The organism is Micromonospora globbae (assembly GCF_003610785.1).
Lineage (GTDB): Bacteria > Actinomycetota > Actinomycetes > Mycobacteriales > Micromonosporaceae > Micromonospora > Micromonospora globbae.
Map to the genome: position 1 here is coordinate 1 of NZ_RAQQ01000040.1, position 21,584 is coordinate 21,584.

The 21,584-nt window shown below is 68.2% G+C and carries 12 protein-coding genes and 1 pseudogene; 6 read left to right on the forward strand and 7 right to left on the reverse strand.

Going from position 1 to position 21,584, the window contains the following annotated elements:
* The first annotated feature begins 187 nt into the window (after positions 1-187).
* Positions 188-987 (forward strand): IS5 family transposase gene (locus D7I43_RS30615; RefSeq protein WP_120332061.1). Its coding sequence is split into 2 segments (ribosomal slippage): positions 188-521 and positions 521-987, totalling 801 coding nucleotides; the frame shifts between segments, so codons are not numbered across the junction.
* A 30-nt stretch (positions 988-1,017) separates the two neighbouring features.
* On the opposite strand, the gene D7I43_RS30620 is transcribed toward D7I43_RS30615, so the two are convergent.
* A complete protein-coding gene (locus D7I43_RS30620; protein ID WP_120332050.1) occupies positions 1,018-1,341 on the reverse strand; it encodes a hypothetical protein in 324 nt (107 codons plus the stop codon).
* A gap of 629 nt (positions 1,342-1,970) precedes the next feature.
* Between D7I43_RS30620 and D7I43_RS30625 the strand changes: the two genes are divergently transcribed.
* Entirely contained in the window at positions 1,971-2,348 is a 378-nt protein-coding gene (locus tag D7I43_RS30625; RefSeq protein ID WP_120332051.1) for a PadR family transcriptional regulator, read from the forward strand.
* 2 nt (positions 2,349-2,350) lie between these two features.
* A complete protein-coding gene (locus D7I43_RS30630) occupies positions 2,351-3,046 on the forward strand; it encodes a hypothetical protein (protein ID WP_120332052.1) in 696 nt (231 codons plus the stop codon).
* Between the two features lie 184 nt (positions 3,047-3,230).
* Here the strand turns inward: D7I43_RS30630 and D7I43_RS30635 are convergent, their stop codons facing one another.
* The 3 genes from D7I43_RS30635 to D7I43_RS30645 all read right to left on the reverse strand — a co-directional run bounded on the left by D7I43_RS30635 (position 3,231) and on the right by D7I43_RS30645 (position 6,557).
* Positions 3,231-3,812 (reverse strand): suppressor of fused domain protein, encoded by a 582-nt coding sequence (locus D7I43_RS30635; protein ID WP_158610188.1) that lies wholly within the window; start codon positions 3,810-3,812, stop codon positions 3,231-3,233.
* Positions 3,813-4,399: 587 nt separating this feature from the next.
* Positions 4,400-4,771 carry a LysE family translocator gene (locus D7I43_RS30640; protein ID WP_120332054.1) on the reverse strand — a complete coding sequence of 124 codons (372 nt, stop codon included), beginning with the start codon at positions 4,769-4,771 and terminating at the stop codon, positions 4,400-4,402.
* Positions 4,772-5,216: 445 nt separating this feature from the next.
* Positions 5,217-6,557, reverse strand: coding sequence for a serine hydrolase domain-containing protein (locus D7I43_RS30645; RefSeq protein WP_240033289.1), 1,341 nt, complete (start codon positions 6,555-6,557; stop codon positions 5,217-5,219).
* Between the two features lie 452 nt (positions 6,558-7,009).
* Between D7I43_RS30645 and D7I43_RS30650 the strand changes: the two genes are divergently transcribed.
* Genes D7I43_RS30650 through D7I43_RS30660 form a run of 3 tightly spaced genes read left to right on the forward strand, consistent with a single transcriptional unit; the run spans position 7,010 to position 15,773 of the window.
* The gene (locus tag D7I43_RS30650) at positions 7,010-14,515 is read left to right on the forward strand and encodes a LamG-like jellyroll fold domain-containing protein (RefSeq protein ID WP_147427338.1); all 7,506 of its coding nucleotides are present in this window, start codon (positions 7,010-7,012) and stop codon (positions 14,513-14,515) included.
* An 11-nt stretch (positions 14,516-14,526) separates the two neighbouring features.
* Positions 14,527-15,204: a hypothetical protein gene (locus D7I43_RS30655; protein ID WP_147427339.1), complete on the forward strand. Its 678-nt coding sequence runs from the start codon at positions 14,527-14,529 to the stop codon at positions 15,202-15,204.
* 59 nt (positions 15,205-15,263) lie between these two features.
* Positions 15,264-15,773 carry a hypothetical protein gene (locus D7I43_RS30660; protein ID WP_147427340.1) on the forward strand — a complete coding sequence of 170 codons (510 nt, stop codon included), beginning with the start codon at positions 15,264-15,266 and terminating at the stop codon, positions 15,771-15,773.
* A gap of 380 nt (positions 15,774-16,153) precedes the next feature.
* Here the strand turns inward: D7I43_RS30660 and D7I43_RS32885 are convergent, their stop codons facing one another.
* The 3 genes and pseudogenes from D7I43_RS32885 to D7I43_RS30675 all read right to left on the reverse strand — a co-directional run.
* Positions 16,154-16,309, reverse strand: a complete 156-nt coding sequence (locus D7I43_RS32885; protein WP_158610189.1) for a hypothetical protein — start codon at positions 16,307-16,309, stop codon at positions 16,154-16,156.
* 190 nt (positions 16,310-16,499) lie between these two features.
* On the reverse strand, positions 16,500-20,129 hold the full coding sequence (locus D7I43_RS30670; protein WP_120332060.1) for a glycoside hydrolase family 2 protein: 3,630 nt from the start codon (positions 20,127-20,129) through the stop codon (positions 16,500-16,502).
* 661 nt (positions 20,130-20,790) lie between these two features.
* A pseudogene (locus D7I43_RS30675) lies at positions 20,791-21,584 on the reverse strand (IS256 family transposase); the annotation flags it as partial.

Here is a 21,584-nt window from a genome sequence, read left to right on the forward strand (position 1 = left end):
GCCCTGCTGCACTGGTTCCGCCGCCTGCGCATCCGCTGGGAGATCCGCGACGACATCCACGAAGCGTTCCTCACCCTCGCCTGCGCCATCATCTGCTGGCGCCGACTCCAACACTCAAAGAGTTAGGGCGTGTCTCATTTGGATAGTCGTTGACCTGGGGCCATGATCTGCTTTCGTGGACGAGGCCATGATCCGTACCTGGGCACCGGATGATCTGTGGGAGATAGCGGCGCCGTTGATCCCGCCCGCGCCGGTTCGTCGGCAGGGTGGCGGTCGCCGGCGGGTGGACGACCGGGCGGTGCTGGCCGCGATCGTGTACGTGACCCAGGCGGGTTGTTCCTGGTGGAAGCTGCCGGAGGCGTCGTTCGGTGTGACCCGGGCTACCGCGCACCGGCGGTTCAGCCAGTGGACCGCGGCCGGGTTCTGGCTTCGACTGCACGAGGCGACCCTGGACCGGCTCGGCAGCGACCGTCGGATCGACTGGTCGAGGGCGGTGGTCGACTCGATCAGCGTACGGGCGGAAAAGGGGGCGATCTGACCGGCCCGAACCCGGTCGACCGAGGCAAACCGGGCAGCAAGATCCACGTCATCTGCGACCGGGCCGGTCTGCCCCTGGCCGTCATGGTCACCGCCGCGAACGTCCACGACAGCCAACTGCTGCTACCCATGCTCGACAGCGTCCCGGCGATACGCACCCCAGGCGGACGCCGCCGGTGGCGGCCGGACAAGCTGCACGCCGACAAGGCCTACGACAACCGCGCCCTGCGCGCCGAGGTCGGCCGGCGCGGGATCGGCGTGCGGATCGCCCGCAAAGGCATCGAGTCCTCCACACGCCTGGGCCGCCACCGCTGGATCGTCGAATCGTGCCTGTCCTGGCTCATGCGCCACCGGCGCCTGGTCCGCCGCTACGACCGCAAAGGCGACCACTTCGAAGCCTTCGCCACCATCGCAAGCACCCTGATCTGCTACCGCCGCCTCACCAAATGAGACACAGCCTTAAGAGCAGCGACCGCGAGATCACGTCTCCTCATCCGGTGGCCTAAAGCCGGGCTGGAACCGCTCGGACGGCCCTCCGATCTCAGCCCACCACCGCCCACGGCGCACCTCCATGCCGGGAACGTCCGCCAACACCCGGTCAGGATCGACCAAGCTGGCAACCGACTGCTCCAAGTCGCTTCGCAATTCAGCGACCGCCTCTTCCAGGGTGTCCTGCTCGCTCGGCCAGTCGATGTTGGCACTCCGCAGCCGCCGCTCGGCAGCCTCGAACACAGCCTCCGAGTCATCGACTGTGATCTCAAAACGGCAGTACAGCTGCACGACGATCGACTTCGCCTCTTCCATGCGCAAAAGGGTCCCACACGCTGTGCGCACGCGCGCTAGTTGGATCTTGGCGGTCCAGCCCCTGTAGTGGCGGATCTCCTCGTCGGGCAGTCGTAGACCGCCCAGCCTCCCCGGACGGGGACAAGGTGGAGCGCCCTACCGGACGAACGACCTTGGCCCCGTCCGGGGAGGCTGGTAGCCCTTGTGGTGCCCGGCGAGGTGATCCGCCCCCGGCTGATCTCTAAGGAGGGCCGGGGTTCGGGGCGGAGCCCCGAGGTCTTCAAGGGCTTGGTCGTCCCAAGCGTGGCCGGCCGGCCCGGCCGATGCCGGCCGGAGGTCGCCAGCAGGCCGGGGCCGGGCCGGCGCGGCCCGCTTTGCGGGCCGCCTTGATCCTTAAGAGGCCAATTCGGCAGTGCTGGCGGCTGGATCCATGTCGTGTCACGGGAGATGCTTGACACTCGCGTCCCACCTGATGCCCGACATGATCCTCTAAGGCGCGTCGCGGAGGCCCTCACGGTCCGCGACAGGGACGCGCAGCGCGGCATGAGCGGTCGTCTCGGCCCCACACTGCCTCGCGTGGCTTCGACGTGGTCGACGGATGATGTAGCTCTGTATATCGCGGCACCGAGGAGTGGCGTACTATGTGACGCATGATAGCGGCGGAAAACCAGCCGGCTGATGACAACGAGCGGCAGACCCAACTCCTTCGTGGTGCGCTGGACATGTGCCTACTGGCACTCCTGGCGCGCGAGCCCGCCCACGGCTACGAGCTGGTACGGCGGATGGAGGCAGCCGGGTTCGGCGTGATCAGCTACGGCACCATCTATCCACTGCTGACCCGGATGCGCCGCCTTGGCCTTGTCGTTGACGAACAGCAGGCCAGCCCGACCGGCCCACCCCGCAAGGTCTACGCGCTGACCGGGTCCGGCCGCATCCACCTGGATGCCTGGCAGCAGCAGTGGACCCGCTTCGCCGACACCGTTGGTGCCATCCTCGCCGCGCCCAACCACAACCCCACGAGGAGTTGACCGTGGATTCCATCGAGAGCGTCCTGGCTGAAGCCGACCAGGCCTGGCGCGCAGACGGGGTCGGTAGGGCCGATCGGGGGACACTCGCCGCCGATCTGCGCCTCGATCTGCAGGCTGCGGCCGCAGACGGGGTCGACCCGGTGCAGTTGCTCGGCGGGGATGTGGCCGGCTTTGCCCGACGGCTCGCCGATGAGGCCGGTGTCCGGCGAGTGCGCCGGGATTACGGCCGTCTTCTCGGTACCGCATTGATCGGTGCGGTACTCGGTGGCGTACTCGGCTACGGCATCCTGACTGCGGTATACCCGCTGTTCGTACGCATGATGGATATCCCTCGCTCGATCGAGGTACCGATTCAGGTCGCCGTCGCCATCTACTATGGCGTGCCGGCCGCCGTGGTGGTTGCGGGAGCGGTCATCGCGGTCCGGCTCCGACTGCGCGACGTGCCCCAGGTCCGGAAAACGGCGCGGATGATGAGCCTGCTGCTACCGGCGGCCGGCATTCTCATCACGCCGATCACCATGGCATTCGCTTGGTCCACTGGCTACAGCACGGCACCGCACGTAGTGGTGGCGGAGGCCACCATGGTCCTAGCCGCACTTGCTGGCGCCACGGTTCTGGCCCGTCGCGTGTCGCTCCGCGACCGCCAAGAGACTTCCGACACCTTTCCCACGGACGCCACGAAAGTCAACCCCGCCTGACGTGTTTGCCTCTCCTATCGTTGCCATCGAGGTTTGCGGCGCACGCAATTCGGCACGTGAGTGCAGCCGCTCGGGCGTCACCGCATGTAACCAGGACGACTGAGAACTAAGGCCGACTGTCGTGCATGTGCTGGGACGGATCCGTCAAGCATCAGGTGGGACTAGACATGGCGGCTGGATCCAGCTACTGCGGGCGCTCGGCGAAGATGTCGGCACGCTCCAGAAGTGATCGGGCGAAGTCGACGGGCGGCAGGGTTTTTCCTCGCTCACGTTCCGTGTCCGTAATCGGCACGACGTTGATGACTCGGACAGCGCCCGCGCTGGTGGGGACATAGTCCAGCCCGTCGGCGCTCAACGGCCCGGCAAGGAAGACCGCGCGACATCCGCGAAAGGTCGGGAAGTCCCCCTGGAAACCGATCATGTGTCCCCAGTTCAGTTGCATTCCTGTTACGAACGGGTGCACCGCAAGGTCGGCCAACCGGACAGCGATCGCGTGCTCTTCAGAACGGGTTAGCGGCCCGCGCCGCCGGAGGTGGAGCTCGGCGCGGCCACCTCCACCCGGTCCGGGCACCGCCGGCATTTCTTTCGCCGCCATGCCGATCGTGGCGAAAGAGGTCATGTCCGTCGCGGACTTGGGCCGATACACGAGCACATCCAGCCGGCTGATCGGTCCCTGCTCGTCTTCGAAGAGGAAGCCATCGTCCTCCTCGCCCAGTTGCTTTTGATAAGCGTTGAAGATGTCTCGCAGGACAGGAGGAGCGGCCATGGCTGGGCACTCTACGCCGACCGGCACAGGCCGATGTTTCACCACCGTGTCGTGCTTGCTGGGCTCCAGGTGCGCGGACGGGCGCGAGCACCCGCGAACTGATGGCCCGTAGTGGGCCGTGGATGCGCATCGGGCGCTGGTGGCCCGCGGCACATCGAAGGCCCTGGCCGGGACTGGCGTCCTGATCAGGGCCTTCATGTTGGAGCGGGTGACGGGAATCGAACCCGCACTGTCAGCTTGGGAATTGGACAAGATCGGCCCTGGCACCGCGTGTCGCCTGGTCGGCCGGGCCGCCAGTGGCCTAGTTTGCCCTCGGGTGACACCGCCTTGTGGCCCGTGGATGGTCCGACCCAACCACTGCTTTGCAAAGATCCAAGACGCCTGTCGGCCAGCGTCGGCCACTGCCGCTGACCTGCATCGCTTGTCGGCTCGCTGGCGTTCTCGTCCGGCGCTTGTCGGCCGGCTTGGCTCTACCGATGGCTGTACAGCCACCGGTCTAGGAAAGGCGGACACGGCCGGAAGACGGTAGCCGCCAGGCTGTCCCCATCCCCCGGGTAGGTGGCAAGTACTGCGGCGGCCGGTCGGGTTCAAGGGTGGCCGTAGACCATCGACGTGCCCACGCGTAGCGCTTGACGCCGGCCGGATGGCGTAGAGGATCGGGCACCCGAGGGATGGGTCACGCCCTGGTCCTCGGCGTCATCGACTGCGGGCGGCGAGGGGGTCCCCGCGCCAAGCGCCATGTCGACGGTGAGTTGCACGGCCATGAAGAGGGCACCGAGGAGGACCAGCTGAGCGGTCGCGTTACCCGCAGACGGGGCGACGAACTGGGTCAGGAACGCCCCGCTGAACAGGATCATCTTCGGATTAAGCAGGTTGATCACCAGCCCGCGCAGGAACGACGGTCCGGCCCGGTCGTCCCGGTGCACGTTCAGCGGTGCCGGGACCTTCGGAGTCGTCAACGTTCAGGGCGACGCCACAGCGCACAACCGCACGACCGGGGTGGTCCGAGCGGTATGCGGCAACGGGGGTCAACTGCCGGCCGGGGCCGTGAAGACCGGTACGGCGCGGCGGCGCCGGCGGGCAGCCGCGCCAAGGATGATGTCAACGACGAGGAAGCCGAGCACGGTGGCGCCGAGCTAGGGAAGCGCCCCAGCCCACCCACGGTGACCGGTACGCCGAGCAGCAGCGCTCGCCACGGAAGCGCTCGGACTCCGCCCCGGCGGGCGCGCCGAGCGGGCCCGGCGGTCGGCGTGGGTGCATCCCGCGTGGGGTTCGGCATCAAACCGACTCGAACGCGACGCGGAGTAACCACCTGCGACGACAGCTCGCCGTCCGCTACGAAGCCACCGGGGCAGGTCGCGGCGAGCAACGAGTGGCTACGCCGCTTCTGAAACATGGCCTGCCCTAACGCGGGATGGCGGCCATCACGTTTGCGACGTCCACCCGGACCGGGTCGGGGTTCGCCCAGCTCCAGTTCGGGTGGGCGCGGTTGGTCAGCAGGACCAGGACCACCCGGCGGTCCGGGTCGACGACCAGGGAGGTGCCGGTGAAGCCGGTGTGCCCGAAGGTACGTGGGCGGCTCAACCTGCCCATGAACCAGGGCTGGTCGAGCACGACGCCGAGGCCGTGCGCGGACGTGCGGTTGGGGCGCTCCGGGTCGACGGCGGGCAGGCCGGCGTTCACGTTGGTGAGCATCTGCCGGGTGATCTCCGCGGAGAGGATCCGGGTGCCGTTGTAGCTGCCGCCGCCCAGGAGCAGCTGACCGATCACGGCCACCTCGGCGGCGGTGCTGAAGATGCCGGCGTGGCCGGCGATCCCGCCCATGTGGTTGGCCACGTCGTCGTGCACCACGCCCCGCAGCAGCCCGCGCGAGGATCGGGCGTCGGTGGCGACCAGTCGGGCGGCCTGGTCGGCGGCGCTGAGCCACGTCTTGGGGTTGAAGCCGGTGTACTTCAAGCCGAGCGGGCCGGTCAGCCCGGTCTTGAGCGCCTGGTCGAACCGCTGGCCGGTGACCTTTTCGACCAGGAACGCGAGCACCATCAGCCCGACGCTGGAGTACCGGTAGACGGTGCCCGGAACCGCGCCGCTGACCAGGGGAGTGGCTAGGACCGCCGCCCGCCGGGCCGCGTCGTCGGGTAGGCCGGCGACCTTGGCCCCGACCGGCAGGCCGCTGGTATGTGCCAGCAGCATGGCGACGGTGACCTTGTCCTTGCCGGTGCCGGTGAAGTCCGGCAGGTAGTCCACCACCCGTGCGGCCAGGTCGATCCGTCCCTTGTCGACCTGCTGCAACGCCAGGATCGCCGTGTAGACCTTGGTGATCGAGGCGAGGTCGAAGATCGAGTCGTGCCGCATCGCCACCTGCTGCGAGTCGGGCAGCAGCACCGGCCCTGCGTCGTAGTGCAGTGCCTTCCCCACGCACGCGCGCGCCACCGTGGCCCCGTTTACCTGGCAGAGCGCGACCGCGCCCGCGTACGCCGGGTGGTTCGGGTTGGCAGGGGTCGGCGCGAGGTGGCGGTTGAGCGCCACGAGCAGCCGGCCGGCCGCGTTGGCGCCGCCGTGCACGGTCGTCCCGGTCGCGTCCTGCGCCGCTGCCGACCGGCTCGGCACGGCCGACGCGCTCGCGCTGACGGTGGGCGCGGGGCTCGCTCCGGCGGTGGCTGACCGGACTGCCTCGCGGCAACCGGCCAGGGTCGTGGCAACGGCCGCGAGACCGGCGCCGAGCACGGTACGGCGGTGCAGGGACATGCGGCGCATCATGACAGGTCCGCCGACCCGGATCCAGCCCGCCCGGCCGTCCCCAATGCATCGACGGTCACTGTGATCCTCTTCACGCGTGCCCTACGCGGTAACCCTCCGGTCTGAGCACTGAGCGATCAGGGCCGGATGACGCAGCGTGAGATTGGCTGCCGATTTGCCCTAGATCGGCGCCACGATCGCGTGCAGGTGGACGGCCGTCCTGCTGACGTCAAGTACATCGCCGAGCCGCGCGCCGCCATCGCGGAGGACACCTCATAGTGAGGATCACCGGTGGGGCGAGTCCGACTGATCCGTCTCGCCGCATCGGCGGCTTCCGGTACCAGGTGTCCTGAGAGGGTCATTGCTTATACGCGCTGCGCGTCCGGCTGTCAAGAAGTTGATCGTCCACATCGAACATTCCTATGCTGCGCCGACCTATTCGTTCCGACACGGGAGCTTCGGTGGAACAGCAATCGGGGACAGGTGTGTTCGTCGCGCTCGCGGGTGGTGTTTTCGCGCGCTGGGCTGGGCGGCTGGCGTTGCTGCTGGCGGTGGTCCTGGTTGCGACGATGTCGGAGGTGCCGGCTCGCGTCGAGCGGCCGGCCGCGGCGGCGCCGAAGCCGGCGGGGCAGGCGAAGCCCGCCTGTCCTGACGACCGGCCGGACGAGGTGTCCGCAGCGGTGGCGGCGCGGCTCTGCGCCGCGCGGGTCGAGGTGGCGAACCGGCGGTCCGAGACGACCCAGGTCTTCGCCAACCCGGACGGCACGCTCACCGAGGAGCAAGCCCTGGCGCCGGTCCGGGTCCGTCAGGGCGACAACACCTGGGTGCCGGTCGACCTGACCCTTCAGCGGCGGGCCGACGGTGTCGTCGCGCCGAAGGCCCACCCGCGCGGCCTCACCTTCGCCGGTGCCACGCCGGGTGCCGGCGAGCACGAGGTCGCCACCATCGGGACCGGTTCCGAGCGCGCGGTGGTCGCCTGGCCCGGCCCGCTGCCCGAGCCCGTGCTGAACGGGCGGACCATCACGTACCCGGACGTGCGGCCCGGGGTCGACCTGGTGTTCCACGCCCACGCCACCGGGTACGAGCAGCACGTCGTGGTCAAGGACCGTGCCGGCCTGGCGCACGTGCGCACGCTGAAGCTGCCGCTGCGCACCGGGAAGCTCACCGCCACCCAGGACGGCATGGGTGGCCTGGTCTTCAAGAACTCCCGCGGCCGGCAGGTGGGGCGGGCGCAGACGCCGTTGATGTGGGACGCGGAGGTCTCCCCGCTCTCCGGCGAGCACGTCAACCATGCCCCGGTCGCGCTGCGGGCGGTGGTCGCTGCCGGTGGCCGTACGGTCATGGAGCTGACGCCGGACCCGAAGTTCCTCGCTCGGCCGGACCTGACCTTCCCGGTGACCATCGACCCGCCGACGTCGCTGTCGCCGTCGTTCGACGCGTTCGTGCAGAACAGCTACTCCAGCGACCAGTCCGGGTCCAGCGACTTGAAGCTGGGCTACTCCAATGACGGCGGGACTTTCTACGCGCGGTCGTACCTACGGTTCAACACCACCGGCCTCGGCGGCAGCCGGATCATCACCGCGAAGCTGCGGCTGTGGAACTACCACTCGTGGTCGTGCACCGCCGCGTCCTGGGAGGCCTGGCGCACCGACTACGTCGACTCGTCGGTGCGGTGGACCAACCAGCCCACTGCACGGGCGAAGGTTGGCGCCTCGACCGAGACCCGCGGCTACAACTCCTCCTGCGGCGACGGCTATGTCTACATCGAGGTCGGCGGCGCGTTGCAGCACAGCGCGGATAACAACCTAACCAGCGCCAGCGTCATGCTGCGCGCGACGTCGGAGACCTCCACGTCCGGCTGGAAGCGGTTCGACTCCGCCGAGGGCGCCCACCCACCGCTGGTGACCATCACCTACAACAGCGCGCCGTCCGCGCCGTCCGCGCTCGCCGTGGCTCCCTGCTACACCGCGTGCGGCTCCGGTGCGCGGGCCTCGTCGCTGCGGCCGACGCTGTCGGCGAAGCTCGCCGACGCCAACGCCGGCCAGACGCTGCAGGCCGAGTTCGTGGTGCGGAACAAGGCCACCCAGGCGGTGGTCAGCTCCTCCGGCCTGCGCTCCGGCAGCCCCGCCTGGACCAACGGTTCGACCGCCTCCTGGCAGGTGCCCGTCGACCTGGTCAACGGCACGCAGTACGAGTGGCAGGTCCGTGCCAAGGACCCGTGGAACTACGGTGCCTGGACGGTGTGGACACCGCTGACCGTTGACACCGACAAGCCCGGGGTGCCGTTCGTCTCGGCGACGATCTACCTCAACGACGGGCAGCCGCACGGCGGCGCCAGCCGGCCGGACACGTTCACCTTCACCCCGGCCAGCGGCACGACCGACCTCGCCGCGTTCGTCTACAAGTTCGACTACGACACCAGCGCGACGACGGTCGCCGCGACCGGTGCGAAATCCGTGACCCTCGCGCCGCGCGACGGCCACCGCACCCTGACCGTGCAGGCCAAGGACTCGGCGGGCAACTTGTCCAGCCCCAACCTGTACGTCTTCGAGGCCGGCGACGCCGCCCTCGCCGAGCCGCTGCCCGGCGCGACCGTCGTGAAGCGCACCAAGCTGCGGATCACCACCCCGGTCACCGGCTATACCCGGGCGTACTACGAGTACCGGCGCGGGCCCGGCGCTGCGACGCTCCCGGTGCCGTCGGCGAACCTGACCTCCGCTACCGGCGCGCCGATCACCGCCACCGCCGCCAGCCCGGTCGCGCTATCGTCGCTGGGCGGGTACGCGATCTGGAACGCCACCGACACCCTCGGCCTGGTCGGCGGTGTCGTGGAAGTGCGCGCCCAGCTGTACACCGCCACCGGAACCACGCCCTCATACACCATCCCGTGGGTGCGGGTGACCGTCGACTCCAGCGGCAGCGGCGGCGCCGACGAGGACGCCGGTCCTGGCTCGGTCAACCTGCTCACCGGGGACTACCTCCTCTCCGAGACCGACGTCGACGACCTGGGCATGACCGTGGCCCGGACGGCGTCGTCACGGAAGCCGCAGGACGGCTACCAGCCGATGGCGCAACGGCTCACCGCCAACCAGCAGCAGGTCTCCACCGACCTGACCGGTTTCTCCGTGCCGAGCACGTCATCGGCGCTGCGCTCCACCGTGCGGGGCCAGGGTGAGACGACGCCGGTCGACTCGCTAGAGATCACCCCGGTCACGACCACCAGCAACGACACCTACGTCGCGGTCGGCGGGGACAACGGCGGGCTCCGCCTTGGCATGAGTCCCGGCAAGACATACCGGATGACCGGCTGGATCTACGTGCCGGCCGCCACCGGGCTGGTGCCCGCGCACACCGCGCGCGGCCTGCGGATCGTCGGCTTCCACAAGGTGGGCACCACCTACAGCGAGGTGGCCTCCCAGATGGCCGGCTACACCGACGGCTGGCAGGAGCTCTCGGTCGATATGACCGTTCCGGCCGGGGCCACCGAGGCGTTCTTTCGGCTCTACAACGGCATGCAGGGCGGCTCCGGCCGCAAGGTCTACTGGGACAACTTGTCGGTCACCGAGATCGTCGCCCCGTTCGGCCCCGCCTGGACCGGCGGAGCCACCGGCGGTTCCGCCGACGGCGAATACACCACACTCACGCTGCCCGAGCCGTCGCTGGTCCAGGTGCACACCGCCGAGGGGGACTGGACCACCTTCGCCCGTAGCTCCGACGGGGTCACCTTCACTGCGGAGCCGGGCGCCGAGGACCTGACGCTGACCAGGGTCGGCAGCACCGCGTACCGGCTGTCAGAGGTGGGCGGCACGGTCACCGAGTTCACCCAGCAGGGCGGGGTGTGGGCAGCGACGTCAAGTTGGACGGCGGACGCGGGCACCACGACCCGGTACGTCTACGAGACCACCGGTAGTCGGCTGCTGCTCAAGAAGGTGATCAATCCGGTCGAGCCGGGCATCGGTGACTGTGCCGCCGCGATCCCGGCGCGTGGTTGCGAGGTCCTCGAGTACCAGTATGCGACCACGACGACGCCGGGCCTGAGCCAGAGCGTCTTCGGCGACGTCGTGGACCGTGTCACCGCGGTGAAGCTGTGGCTGTGGGACCCCGACGCGGCCGCGATGATGGCGGTCACGGTCGCGCGGTACGCCTACGACAACCTGGGTCAACTGCGCGAGGTGTGGGACCCCCGGATCAGTCCAGCCCTGAAGACCGCCTACGAGTACTCGGACGGCCGGGTCATCCGGATGACGCCCGCGGGCCAGCTGCCCTGGAGCTTCGACTACGGCAACCCGGACGTCGACTCCGCCGCCCTGCGCTGGGATCTCGACGCCGGCTCCGGCACCACCGTCACCGACTCCTCAGGGGGCGGCCGCACCGGCACCATGGCCTCCGGCGTGTATTGGACCCAGGGCAACGACCCGGACAATCCGGCCGACCGGGCCGCCGGCTTCAGCGGCGGCACCGGCCAGCAGATCAGCGTCGCGGGCACCGCCCTGTCCAACACCTCTTCCTACACCGTTTCGGCGTGGGTACGGGTGACCGACAAGTCCGTCAACCGGACCGCCGTGTCCAAGGACGGGTCGCGGACCAGCGGCTTCTTCCTCAACTACGTCGCCGCCGACGACCGGTGGGCGTTCTCCCGGGTCAGCGCCGACAGCGACAGCGCCACCCCGGTCCGGGCCACCTCGAACACCGCCCCGGTGCTTGGCAAGTGGACGCATCTGACCGGCGTCTACGACACCGCCAGCGGCCAGATGAAGCTCTACGTCGACGGGGTGCGGCAGACCACTACCGCGGCGGTCGGCGGTTGGAACGCCACCGGCGGGTACGTGGTCGGCCGGGCCAAGTGGGCCGGGGCAGCCTCGAACATCTGGCACGGCGGCATCGACGACGTCAGGATCTACGGCAAGGCGCTCACCGACGCGCAGGTCGCCGACCTCGCCGGCGACGAGAACGCCGGCCGCCTGCTCAAGGCGCGCCGGGCCGCGCTCCAGCAGGGATCCAAGACGGCCACCGACGGAGAGACCGCGACCAGCATGGTCTATCACGTGCCGCTGACGCAGTCGGCCGGTGGACCGTACAACCTGGATGCTGCCAGCGTCGCCACCTGGGGGCAGGTGGACGTCCCCACCGACGCGACTGCCGTCTTCGAGTTGGAGGACGACCCGGGCCGCCACAGCGCGACCCCGTCTGCGCCCGGCTCGGGCGGCTATCGCTACGCCACCGTGCATTACCTCAACGCCGGGGGGCGCGAGGTGAACACGGCCACTCCCGGTGGGCACATCGACACCCAGGAGTTCGACCGGTTCGGCAACGTGGTCCGCGCGCTGGAGGCCACCGACCGGGAATTGGCCCTCGGCACGCTGCCGGACGCCGCCATCCACCTGGCGGAGCTGGGCCTGGCCGGCTCGGACACGGCCAGCCGGGCACTGGCCCTGTCGACTGTCAACAAGTACAGCGCGGACGGCGTCGACCATGTCGACACCCTTGGGCCGACCTCGACGATGGTGCTGGAGAACCCGGTTGCGGACCCGGACGATACCGGGCCGCTCACCGCAATCCCGGCCGGGTCTACCGTGATCGGCCGAGTGCACACGGTGAAGAAGTACGACGAGAACAAGCCGGACGGCGCCATGTACCACCTCCTCACCACCGAGACGGAGAGCGTGCAGATCGTCGGCTACCCGGACACCGACACCCGGACGAGCCGCAGCGGATACGACGCCGAGTTCGGTGGCGTCTCGGGCTGGACGTTGCAGAAGCCGACAAAGGTCGTGGTGGAGGGTGGCGACGGTGAGGAACTCGCCTCCTACACCGTCTACGACGCGGCCGGGCGCGTCACGCGGACGCGGGGCGTCGGCTCCACCGGCGCGGACGCGTACGCGCAGGAGGAGATCTACTACACCGCGGGAGCAAACTCTCAGGACGACGCGTGCGGCAATCGGCCTGAGTGGGCAGGTGAACTATGCGTCAGCCGCCCGGCGGGTGCGGTGACCGGACACGACCCGGCCCGAATGAGCGGGACACTGCCCGTGCGGCGGGTCACCCGCTACAGCCCCTACCGCGAGGAGGAGGTGGTCACGGAGACCGTCGGCAGCGCGATCCGGACCACCACCAGCAGCTACGACGGGGCCAACCGTATGGTGCGTCTTGACGTCACCGGCAACCAGGGCGTGGCGGTCGAGAGTTCGGCCACCAGCTACGACCCGACCAACGGTGAGATCGCCACCACCACTTCAGGCAGCTCCGTTATCTCTCGCGAGTACGACGCGCTCGGCCGGCTGGTGCGCTACACCGACGCCGACGGCGGCGCGACAACCAAAGAGTACGACCGGTCCGGTAACACGGTGAAGGTGTCGAACCCAACGGGCCACGTCACTTTCCAGTACGACCGCACGGTGGAGCCCCGGGGCCTGATGACCAGCAGCACCGATAGCGTCGCCGGCACGTTTACCGCCCGGTACTCCCCTGACGGTCAGCTCGTCCGGATGACCTACCCCGGCGGTCTGACCCGGACGGATCGGCTCAACGCCAACCTCAAGCCGGTCGAGCGGACGTACACCCGCGACTCCGACGGTGAGGTGGTCTTCACCGAGGCGGTGACCGAGAACGTCGCCGGCCAGTGGGTGGACCACGCCTATACCGGCGGCAGCAAGGAGTACGGCTACGACCGGGCAGGCAGGCTGGTCCGCACCCGCCACGACAGCCCCATCACCGGTGGCTGTGTGACCCGGGTCTACGACTACGACGAGCGCAGCAACCGCACCTCCCTGAGCCGGTATGCGCCCGATGCGGAGGGAGCCTGTCAGGAGACGACGGTCGAGGCGCAGAGCGGTCACAGTTACGACACCGCCGACCGGATGACGGACGTCGGGTACGAGTACGACGCGTTCGGCCGGACGGTCCGAATGCCCAGCGGTCTGACCAACACCTTCCACGTCAACGACCTGGTGCAGCGGCAGCAGCTCGGGGACGCGCGCCAGACGTGGACGCTGGACCCCGCGCAGCGGTTCCGCACCTTCACCACGGAGACGCTGATAGACGGCACCTGGGGTGCCGCTACCACAAAGGTGAACCACTACGGTGACGACTCCGACGAAGTCCACTGGGTAGTGGAGGACGCCCAGGGCACCGTCACCCGGAACGTGTCCGGCCCGGACGGCGACCTGGCAGCGACCACCTCGGCCACCGGCGACGTACGGCTGCACCTGGTGGGCCTGCACGGCGACGTGAACGTCACCATCGACCCCGCCCTCACCGAACCCGAACTGCTGGACTACGAGGAGTTCGGCGTGCCGGTGGCAGGGCAGGCCGACCAGCGGTACGGCTGGCTGGGCGGCAAGCAACGCTCCGGTGACGCCCTGGATGACGTCATCCTGATGGGTGTCCGCCTGTACAACCCGCACACCGGTCGCTTCCTGTCCGTCGACCCGGTGCAGGGTGGTTCGGCGAACGACTACGACTACGCCAATCAGGACCCGGTCAACGTCACGGACCTGGACGGGCGTTGCCCGGTATGTGTGCCCATCCTCGTCGGTATCGGCGGTCGGCTGGCAGCCCGGTACGTGGCGAAACGGCTGGCGCAGCGCGCCGTGGCCAGGACGGCCGCCCGGAACAAGCGGATCAAGAAGATCGCAGGTCGGCCACCGGCCCGTTCCAAGGGCTCGTCGAGCAACCGCAACAGCAACAGGTACCGGGGCCGCAGCTGGGGTTACCAGATCAACTACACCGATTCGCGGGGGCGCGAACGGGTCTACAAGTACGGCATCACCAGTGCCTGGCCGCCCCTCGTTCGGGCCAGCGTCAGTCGGTACAAGTGCGTCAAGGCGGGTTACCGGAACTGCCGGATCCGGAAGATCAAGAGGTTCCCCACCCGCTACCACGCCCGGATGTGGGAGTACCGCAGCTGCCTGAGCTACGTGCGTCGCTACAACGTGCGCCCCCCGGGCATGGCCAGGTCCTGCCGGTAGGGTCAGCCTCCATGACCTTCTGGTTGTCCGTTCAGCCCCGCGACGCGCCACGCGATCTCGGCGTGGACGTCGCGGGGTACGAGGCCCGGATACACAACCTCGCCACCTTCGTCGAGGCGGCGCTGCAACGGGTGGTCGACGGCGCGAAGTGGCTGCGGCGTTCCTTCCCGGCCCGCAGCTACCTTCGCCTCGACGTCACCGTGCACACCGAAGCAAAGCCGTCCGTCAGGCACGTGCGGACGCGCGGCCAGGGCGGCGCCAAGGAAATCGGCTACCTGGTGCGGGTACCAGTGGCGTGGTTCGACGTGCCCGGTGACGGACTACTTGCGGTCCGGTTGTTCCGGGCGCTGCTAGGTGCGTTGGAGGCCGTCGGCGTGGAGCAGCGCCTGGGAGCGCCCCCGGTACGCGCCCCGCGTTCCGACCCGGGTCGGCCGGAGCTGGTGGATCTCTTCGTACCGCCCGACGCCCGGCCCGCGGGTGCCATGGTGACCGCCGGCCGGGTCCGAGAGGCGATGGATCAGATGAAGCCGGACCAGCTGGTGCTCGCCGCGATCGTGCCGGCGACGCTTGCGGTACGGCGCGACCGGGAGGTCGTCGTCCGGGCGCTCGGCGAGGTGGTGCAGGAGTTCGAGGTGCGGGCGGCCGGAGAGGAGGGGGTACGGGTATGGGTGGTCAGACAGGGCGGGTGAGCTGGCGGATCGGGTCGATGGGTCTGAACCGGACGGCGGCGGGGGACCTGCGGGAAGCAGTGGCGGCGGTCGAGCACTGGTTCACCGTGCTGGGCAGCATCGTCAGCGCGACGCTGTCGCGGGATCTCACCCTCGAGGTGGTGACGGGTGACGGCGATCGCGTGCGGACGGAGGTCGCAGGTCCGGACACCACGCGGATCGTCCTGCCCCGTTCCCTGGTCGGCGCCGACGCCGAGCAGCTGCGGGTGTCGCTGCTCGACGGCGCGCTGGCGGCCGTGGCCGCCACAGCCGCCGGGACGGCTGGCGAGGCACACGAGATCTGGCAGCGCCCGGACGATAACCCGGATGACGGCGTGGACAGCCTCGCCGAGGTGCTGGACACTCTCGATCCCGACGACATCTTCGTCGCCGGCCGCCTCGATGGGACCGCGGCCGACGAACTGGCCCGGTTCCATCAGCTCGACGACTACGTCGTTGAGCGGGTCGACGGGTCCGGGGTGGCCGAGGTCACCGACGCCGAGGCCGGCTGTGTCAGCGTTTCCTGGCAGGTCCGTCTCCTTCACGGCTGATCAGTCCGAGCGTCCGCGGGCGGCCCCAGCAGCGCCAGGTGGAGCCAGCCTCAGCGGCGAACCGGCGGGCTGGGCGAGGTGAGGAGAGAGCGATGCGACGTCGGGATGTGTTGGGGTAGGCGGTGGCGGGAGCCGGTGTACTGGCAGCCTCCGCGGGGATGTCAGGGGCGGCGGTCGGGGCGCCGATCCGGATCCGCCCGGCGGAGGACCCGCTGCGGGTGCAGATTGTGATGTTCGACGGGTCGAGGAGCAGGACTTCGGTGGTCCATTTGAGGTGTTCTCGGTGGCGGGCGGCTCAGCGGGGGAGCGGTCCGCGCCGAGTACGCGGGTGGGCGGCCGCGCACTGTGATGGCGGCGTTCGGCACCAGGGTGCGGGTGGATCAGGGATGGTCGCTGCGGTCGGCGGACGTGCGGGTGGTGCCCGGCGGTGGTTTCGGGCAGCGGGACCAACCGGGGATCTGGGCGGAGTTCGACAGCGGCGTGTTGCCCCGGGCGGTGGCGCGTCGGCCCGGCCTGGTGATCTCGTCGTTGTGCACCGGGGCGATCATCCTTGGGCGGCGGGGCTGACGCCCGGGTGGTCGACGCCGTACAACCTGGTCACGATGGAGCAGGTCGGGGTCCGGTGGCGAGCCGGAGTGCGGGGAACCCTCGTTCCCCGCACTCCTCTTGCCAGGGCGACGGCGCGCCGCCCGGACAGGGCGACGCGCCGTGGGGGTCGTGTGTGGCCTAGCGGCCGACCCTGACCGTGACCTTCTCGGTGGTGGTGTTGCCGCTCGGGTCGGTCGCGTGGAACGTGAAGGTGTAGACAGCGCCGTTCCGGACGAGCACCCGAGCCTCGATGTCGGAGACGACCTCGACGTCGGCCTTGTGGCCCTCGGCCTTCGCGTCGACGAGTGCCACCTCGACCTCACCCGAGTCGTCCGACGCGTCGATGTCGAACGTCACGGTGCGCCACTTGTTGTTCGGTGGGAACACCATCTCCGGATCCACGGCGACTGCGAGTTCCGGTGCGTTGGCGTCATACCGCACATCGACGAACGGAAGGATCTTCGCCTGGCGCGGGCCGAACTCGAGGTAGACCTGGTCGTTGCCCCACCAGCCGCGCTGGTTCAGCCCCTCGGCGATGACGCCGCGGCTGAGCTGGACGTTCGAGAGCACCGAGTTGTACTCGATAACGATCGTGTTCTCTCCGTCGACGAGATATGGGCTGGCGTCCATGATGGGTTTGGTCCAGTTGACCCCACCCGTGTAGAGGTCCTTGCCCACCAGGGGCACCTGCTGACCGGTGCCGTCATCGATGGTGGGCTTGCCGGCGCCGCCGACGTCCTTCTTCGCCTTGGTCGGGTTGGTGCTGATGTGCCCGCCAACCTTCTGACCGTTGATCCACACCTTCATGCTCGATTCGAGCGTGTCGCCGAGGTCGAGGTAGGCACCGGAGGCGCTGTCGGCGTCCCAGGTGAAGGTTGCCTCGTAATGGCCCGTGCCGGAAACCGCGTTGCCGATCTCAGGAATGTTGTTCCACGTCGTCAACGTGTCCAACTCCACGTTGATCGGAGTCTTCACCGTGGACGTTTTCCGGTTGGTCGTCGTCACGCCGTCGATCGTCTCCGTGCGGGTCAGGTTCCCAGCGGTCGGGTTCGGCCGCCATGACTCGACCGTCAGATCCCAGTCGGTGATGTCGTACGCCTCCGGGACCGTCACGGCCTTCTCGTACTGCTTGCCGTTGCTCAGCTCTGTCTTCACGGTGCCGCTCTCGGTCGCACGGACAGCCACACCATCGGCAACAGCATGCGTCGAGTCGGCGGTCGTGGAGACGACGTGCAGCTTCTCGCTGTCGACCTTTTCGAACGCCAACAGTTCGATGTTGTTGTAGTCGAGGTCGATAGGGACGACGGTCTTGCCGTCCTCCCACCGGTACCCGGCAAGCTCGGTCACCTTGCCGGTCCATGCATCGATGACGTACGGGATGAACTGCCCGCGCTTCACGATGTCGGTCTTGATGTTGGTGCCGTGGTCCTCGTTCCGGACGCTTTCCTTGTGGCTGAACTGGTGGTACGAGCCGTCGTCGTAGTTGTAGACGTAGACGTACTCGTTGCCGGCGTCATCTCGGCGGGTCTGTGTGAGCAGCTGGTGGTTCCACTTCGAGTACCCGGTCGTCGGATACACGCCCAGCTCCTGCAGTTTCTCCATGACGTTGTCGTCATACCCGCCCGGGTCGGCACTGAAGTAGCCGCCGGCCGGCATATCGACTACCTCCGCCGTCCGAACCGTCGACAACGTCTTCAGCTCGGCCATGACCGCCGCGAGCTCGGCGCCCTTGCCGTCGTTGAGGGGCGTCCGTGAACCAGCGTCCTCCAGGATGACGACGGGGAGGCCCTTCTTCGCCCAATCGAGGATCCGCTTGGCGCCATCGATGTCCAGCCAGTCTTGGTACAGGACCAGGGCCTTGTAGCCGGCCTTCTCGATGGTCTTGGTGGTCTCATCGAACGTGACATCGTCGTCGAACAGGAACTTCGGGCTGAAGTAGTCGTAGGTGTAGCCGTTGTCCTGCAATTCCGTCGAACGGTAGTACACGCCCTGATGGGCGAGTTGCCAGTTCATCTCGGTATTGTCGCTTCCGACGCCACCGCCGAACCGTACGCCCTGCGTCCAGTTCTGGTGAATGAACCCGATATCGGTGCGTGACTTCCCGGTCTGCAGCAACTGCTGCACACGACCCAGGTGCGCGTTGAACTCGTCATAGTCGGCGGCGGAAGGATGACGGGTGCCGAAATGCCGGAAACCGGTAGGGTTGTGCCCGGGCCATTGGGTATTGCCGTAACTGTAGCCCGCGCCCCAGACATGCCAGACGATGCGCTGGAAGCCAGCAGCATAGGCGGAGTAGGCGTCCTCGAGGTCCCTCTGCGCAGTGTTGTTGTATGGTGCCATCTGCGCCCCGGTCTCGGTGGAGAGCACCTTGTTCTCGAGCTTGGAACCTCCGGTCCACAGGCGGAAGATGTCCACCTGGTTGTACTGGTTGAAGTTTTCGGCCTCCGGGTAGTCCACAGCCATGATGGGCTCGGAGTTCTCAATGGGCTTGCCGTAGGAGATCTGCGCGCGGGTCTTGATGCCCACGGAGTTCAGCCACTCCTTCAGCGGAGTCAGCATCCGCTCCATGTACAGCTGCGTCTGCACGTCAAGCCAATCATTGATGATGGCCTGGCGGCGCTCCTCTTCACCGTCCAACCGGTACACCCCGGTAGTACCCACGGAGTGATATGGGTCGTAAACCAGGGACTTGACGCCCCTGATCAGGAAGAGGTACGGCGTGATGTCGTAGCCCTTCCGCGCTTGGAACTCCTCAGCCATGTCCTCCGCCCAGAAGGTGAACTGGGGCGCGGTGGCCACGGGCGCCTGAAATTCAGATCCGCCGCCGGGGTGAATTTCAAGGGAATCCATGAACAGCTGCACGTCGCCGTGCTTGAACTTCTCCACCAGGGCGGGATCGCTCAGGTAGTGCTCCTCCCAGAACGCCTTGAGCGCCTCCACGCCACGCACATCGAAGTAGTTTGTGGCGTAACTCGGCTGAGCGGACGGGCTGGAGGTCTGATAGGTCCCCTGCGTCCAGATCGCGAACACCTGGTAGTTCCCGGAGGCGGGAGCTGTCCAGTTCACGTTTTGCGTCCAAGCGTCCGCGCCCTGCGACACCAAGGGCGCCAGGTCAATGAAGCTGTCCGGGTCGACGGCAACTCCCTCAACCAGTTTGTACGCGTATGCGGTCACGAACTTCGCCCCGGGCCTTCGCGCATTCGCCGGTGGCGTCGGCAGCAGCGTCATGCTCGCGCCGGCGTTCACCGTCCCGGTGCCCAGGGTCAGGTTCTGCATGGCCGCCTGGCTTGTCGGATCCAACCCCGGCACGTTCGAGGTGGCCCAGTTCGTGCCCGAGGTGAGGTAGACACCCATGCCCAGGTCGAGGAGCTTGTTCATCATCAAGTTCCACTTGTGGGTCCACATCTCGGTGCCGTAGGCATACGTCGCGTCTGGTGCGGCGCTGTCGCCCTGCATGGCCAGTTCCACGCCACGGAACCCGGAGTCGTAGAGAGCCTGGATCTCTTCCAGGAGGGTCTCGTCGGTATGCGACGCCTCGCCGAGCCACCAGCGCACGTCTGTACTGAAGACCCGGTCCGGATCGATGTACTTGCTCTCCAGCCGCTCCGCAAAATCAGAGGTCGTGGAGGCCGCTGCAACACTCACAGCTGCGGGCGGCTCAGTCGCCGCCGACGCGCCGGTCGCCGCACCGCCCACGACGAGTGTGCACCCAGCAACACCCGCGAGCCCAATCCTTTGTGCTCTGGCCCAGCGTGAATCCTTGGACATCGTTCTCCCTTGAGCATCGCTGGTCGGCAAAGCCGGACGGTTGCGCCGCCCCGGATCTGCGCCAGCGGGTCCATGTCGTGTTCAGTCACGCTCTTCTGTTGATCAGAGCTCACGTGGGGCACCGAACCAGGACGTTGGTGCCCCCACCTGGTTGCTCAGCGACGCAACCGGATGGTCGCTCCTCGGGTGGCGCGCTCGGTGGTCGTACCGGAGGGGTGATCCCGCCGAGACCGGTCGCCGCGACTACACCGCCCGACCCGACGATCGGTCGACCGGCGTGCGAGGCGGGGGTGCACTGTTCATTCTTGTTGAAACGTTCCAACATGTGGTGTGCACCACAATAGCTACCGCTCGATGTCCTGCTCAAGACCTTGGCCGGATTCGGCCAGGAGACGTGCTGAGACCGGCTGACGCCGGGCCCGGTGCGGGCGATGCTGCTACTCTCCCGCATTCGTTGTCACGGATCTCCGCCCGAGGCAACCCGCGTCTCTCCCATCATGACGTTGACGTGGGGGGGCGGAGGATGAGCAGCACTGGCAGCCGGCGTGGTGAGGACTGGATCCGGCCCGCGGGCGGGCGAGCGCGGAAGCTGCTGGTCACGTCCGCGCTGGTGGTGTAGGAGACGGCCATCGCGGGATCCGGTTTGATGTTGTGCGGCGATCGGGGTGGGGTCGGCCTGGTCGGTGTCGTGTTGGCTGGTCTCGATGGTGACCATGCGGGCTTTGGTGAGTAGTTCCAGGCCCATGTAGCGGCGGCCTTCGGTCCACTCGTCGGTCTGTTCAGCGAGGACGGCGCCGACGAGGCGGATGATCGCGGCCCGGTTGGGGAAGATGCCGACGACGTCGGTGCGGCGGCGGATTTCCTTGTTCAGCCGTTCCTGCGGATTGTTGGACCAGATCTGGCGCCAGATCTCGCGCGGGAAGCCGGTGAAGGCGAGCAGGTCGTCGCGGGCGTTGTCGAGGTGCTCGGCGGCGGTCGGGAACTTCGCTTCGATCGTGGCGACGACCCGGTCGAACTGGGCTCGGACGGCGTCGGTGTCGGGCTGGTCGAAGATCGTTCGGACGAGGGTGGCGATCCAGGGTTGTGCCGACTTCGGGACTTTGGTGAGCAGGTTGCGCAGGTAGTGGGTGCGGCAGCGTTGCCACGAGGCTCCCGGCAACGCCGCACCGACCGCCTGCACCAAGCCGGCGTGGGCATCGGAGATGACCAGTCGAAGCCCGGCCAGCCCGCGGGCGGTCAACGATCGTAGGAACGCCAGCCAGCCGGCGCCGTCCTCGTCCGAGGCCACGTCCAAACCCAACACCTCACGCTGGCCGTCGGCGTTGACCCCGACCGCGATCAAAGCGTGGACGTTGACGGTGCGACCGGCCTCGCGGACCTTCATCGTCAGCGCGTCCATCCACACGAACGTGTAATGCTCCGAGTCGAGGGGCCGGTTGCGGAACGCCTCGACCT

Excerpts from the sequence above, each read along its gene's own strand:
- D7I43_RS30620 (WP_120332050.1), bottom strand. The coding sequence starts at position 1,341 with ATGGAAGAGGCGAAGTCGATCGTCGTGCAGCTGTACTGCCGTTTTGAG.
- D7I43_RS30625 (WP_120332051.1), top strand. The coding sequence starts at position 1,971 with ATGATAGCGGCGGAAAACCAGCCGGCTGATGACAACGAGCGGCAGACC.
- D7I43_RS30635 (WP_158610188.1), bottom strand. The coding sequence starts at position 3,812 with ATGGCCGCTCCTCCTGTCCTGCGAGACATCTTCAACGCTTATCAAAAG.
- D7I43_RS30645 (WP_240033289.1), bottom strand. The coding sequence starts at position 6,557 with ATGTCCCTGCACCGCCGTACCGTGCTCGGCGCCGGTCTCGCGGCCGTT.
- D7I43_RS30655 (WP_147427339.1), top strand. The coding sequence starts at position 14,527 with ATGACCTTCTGGTTGTCCGTTCAGCCCCGCGACGCGCCACGCGATCTC.
- D7I43_RS30670 (WP_120332060.1), bottom strand. The coding sequence starts at position 20,129 with ATGTCCAAGGATTCACGCTGGGCCAGAGCACAAAGGATTGGGCTCGCG.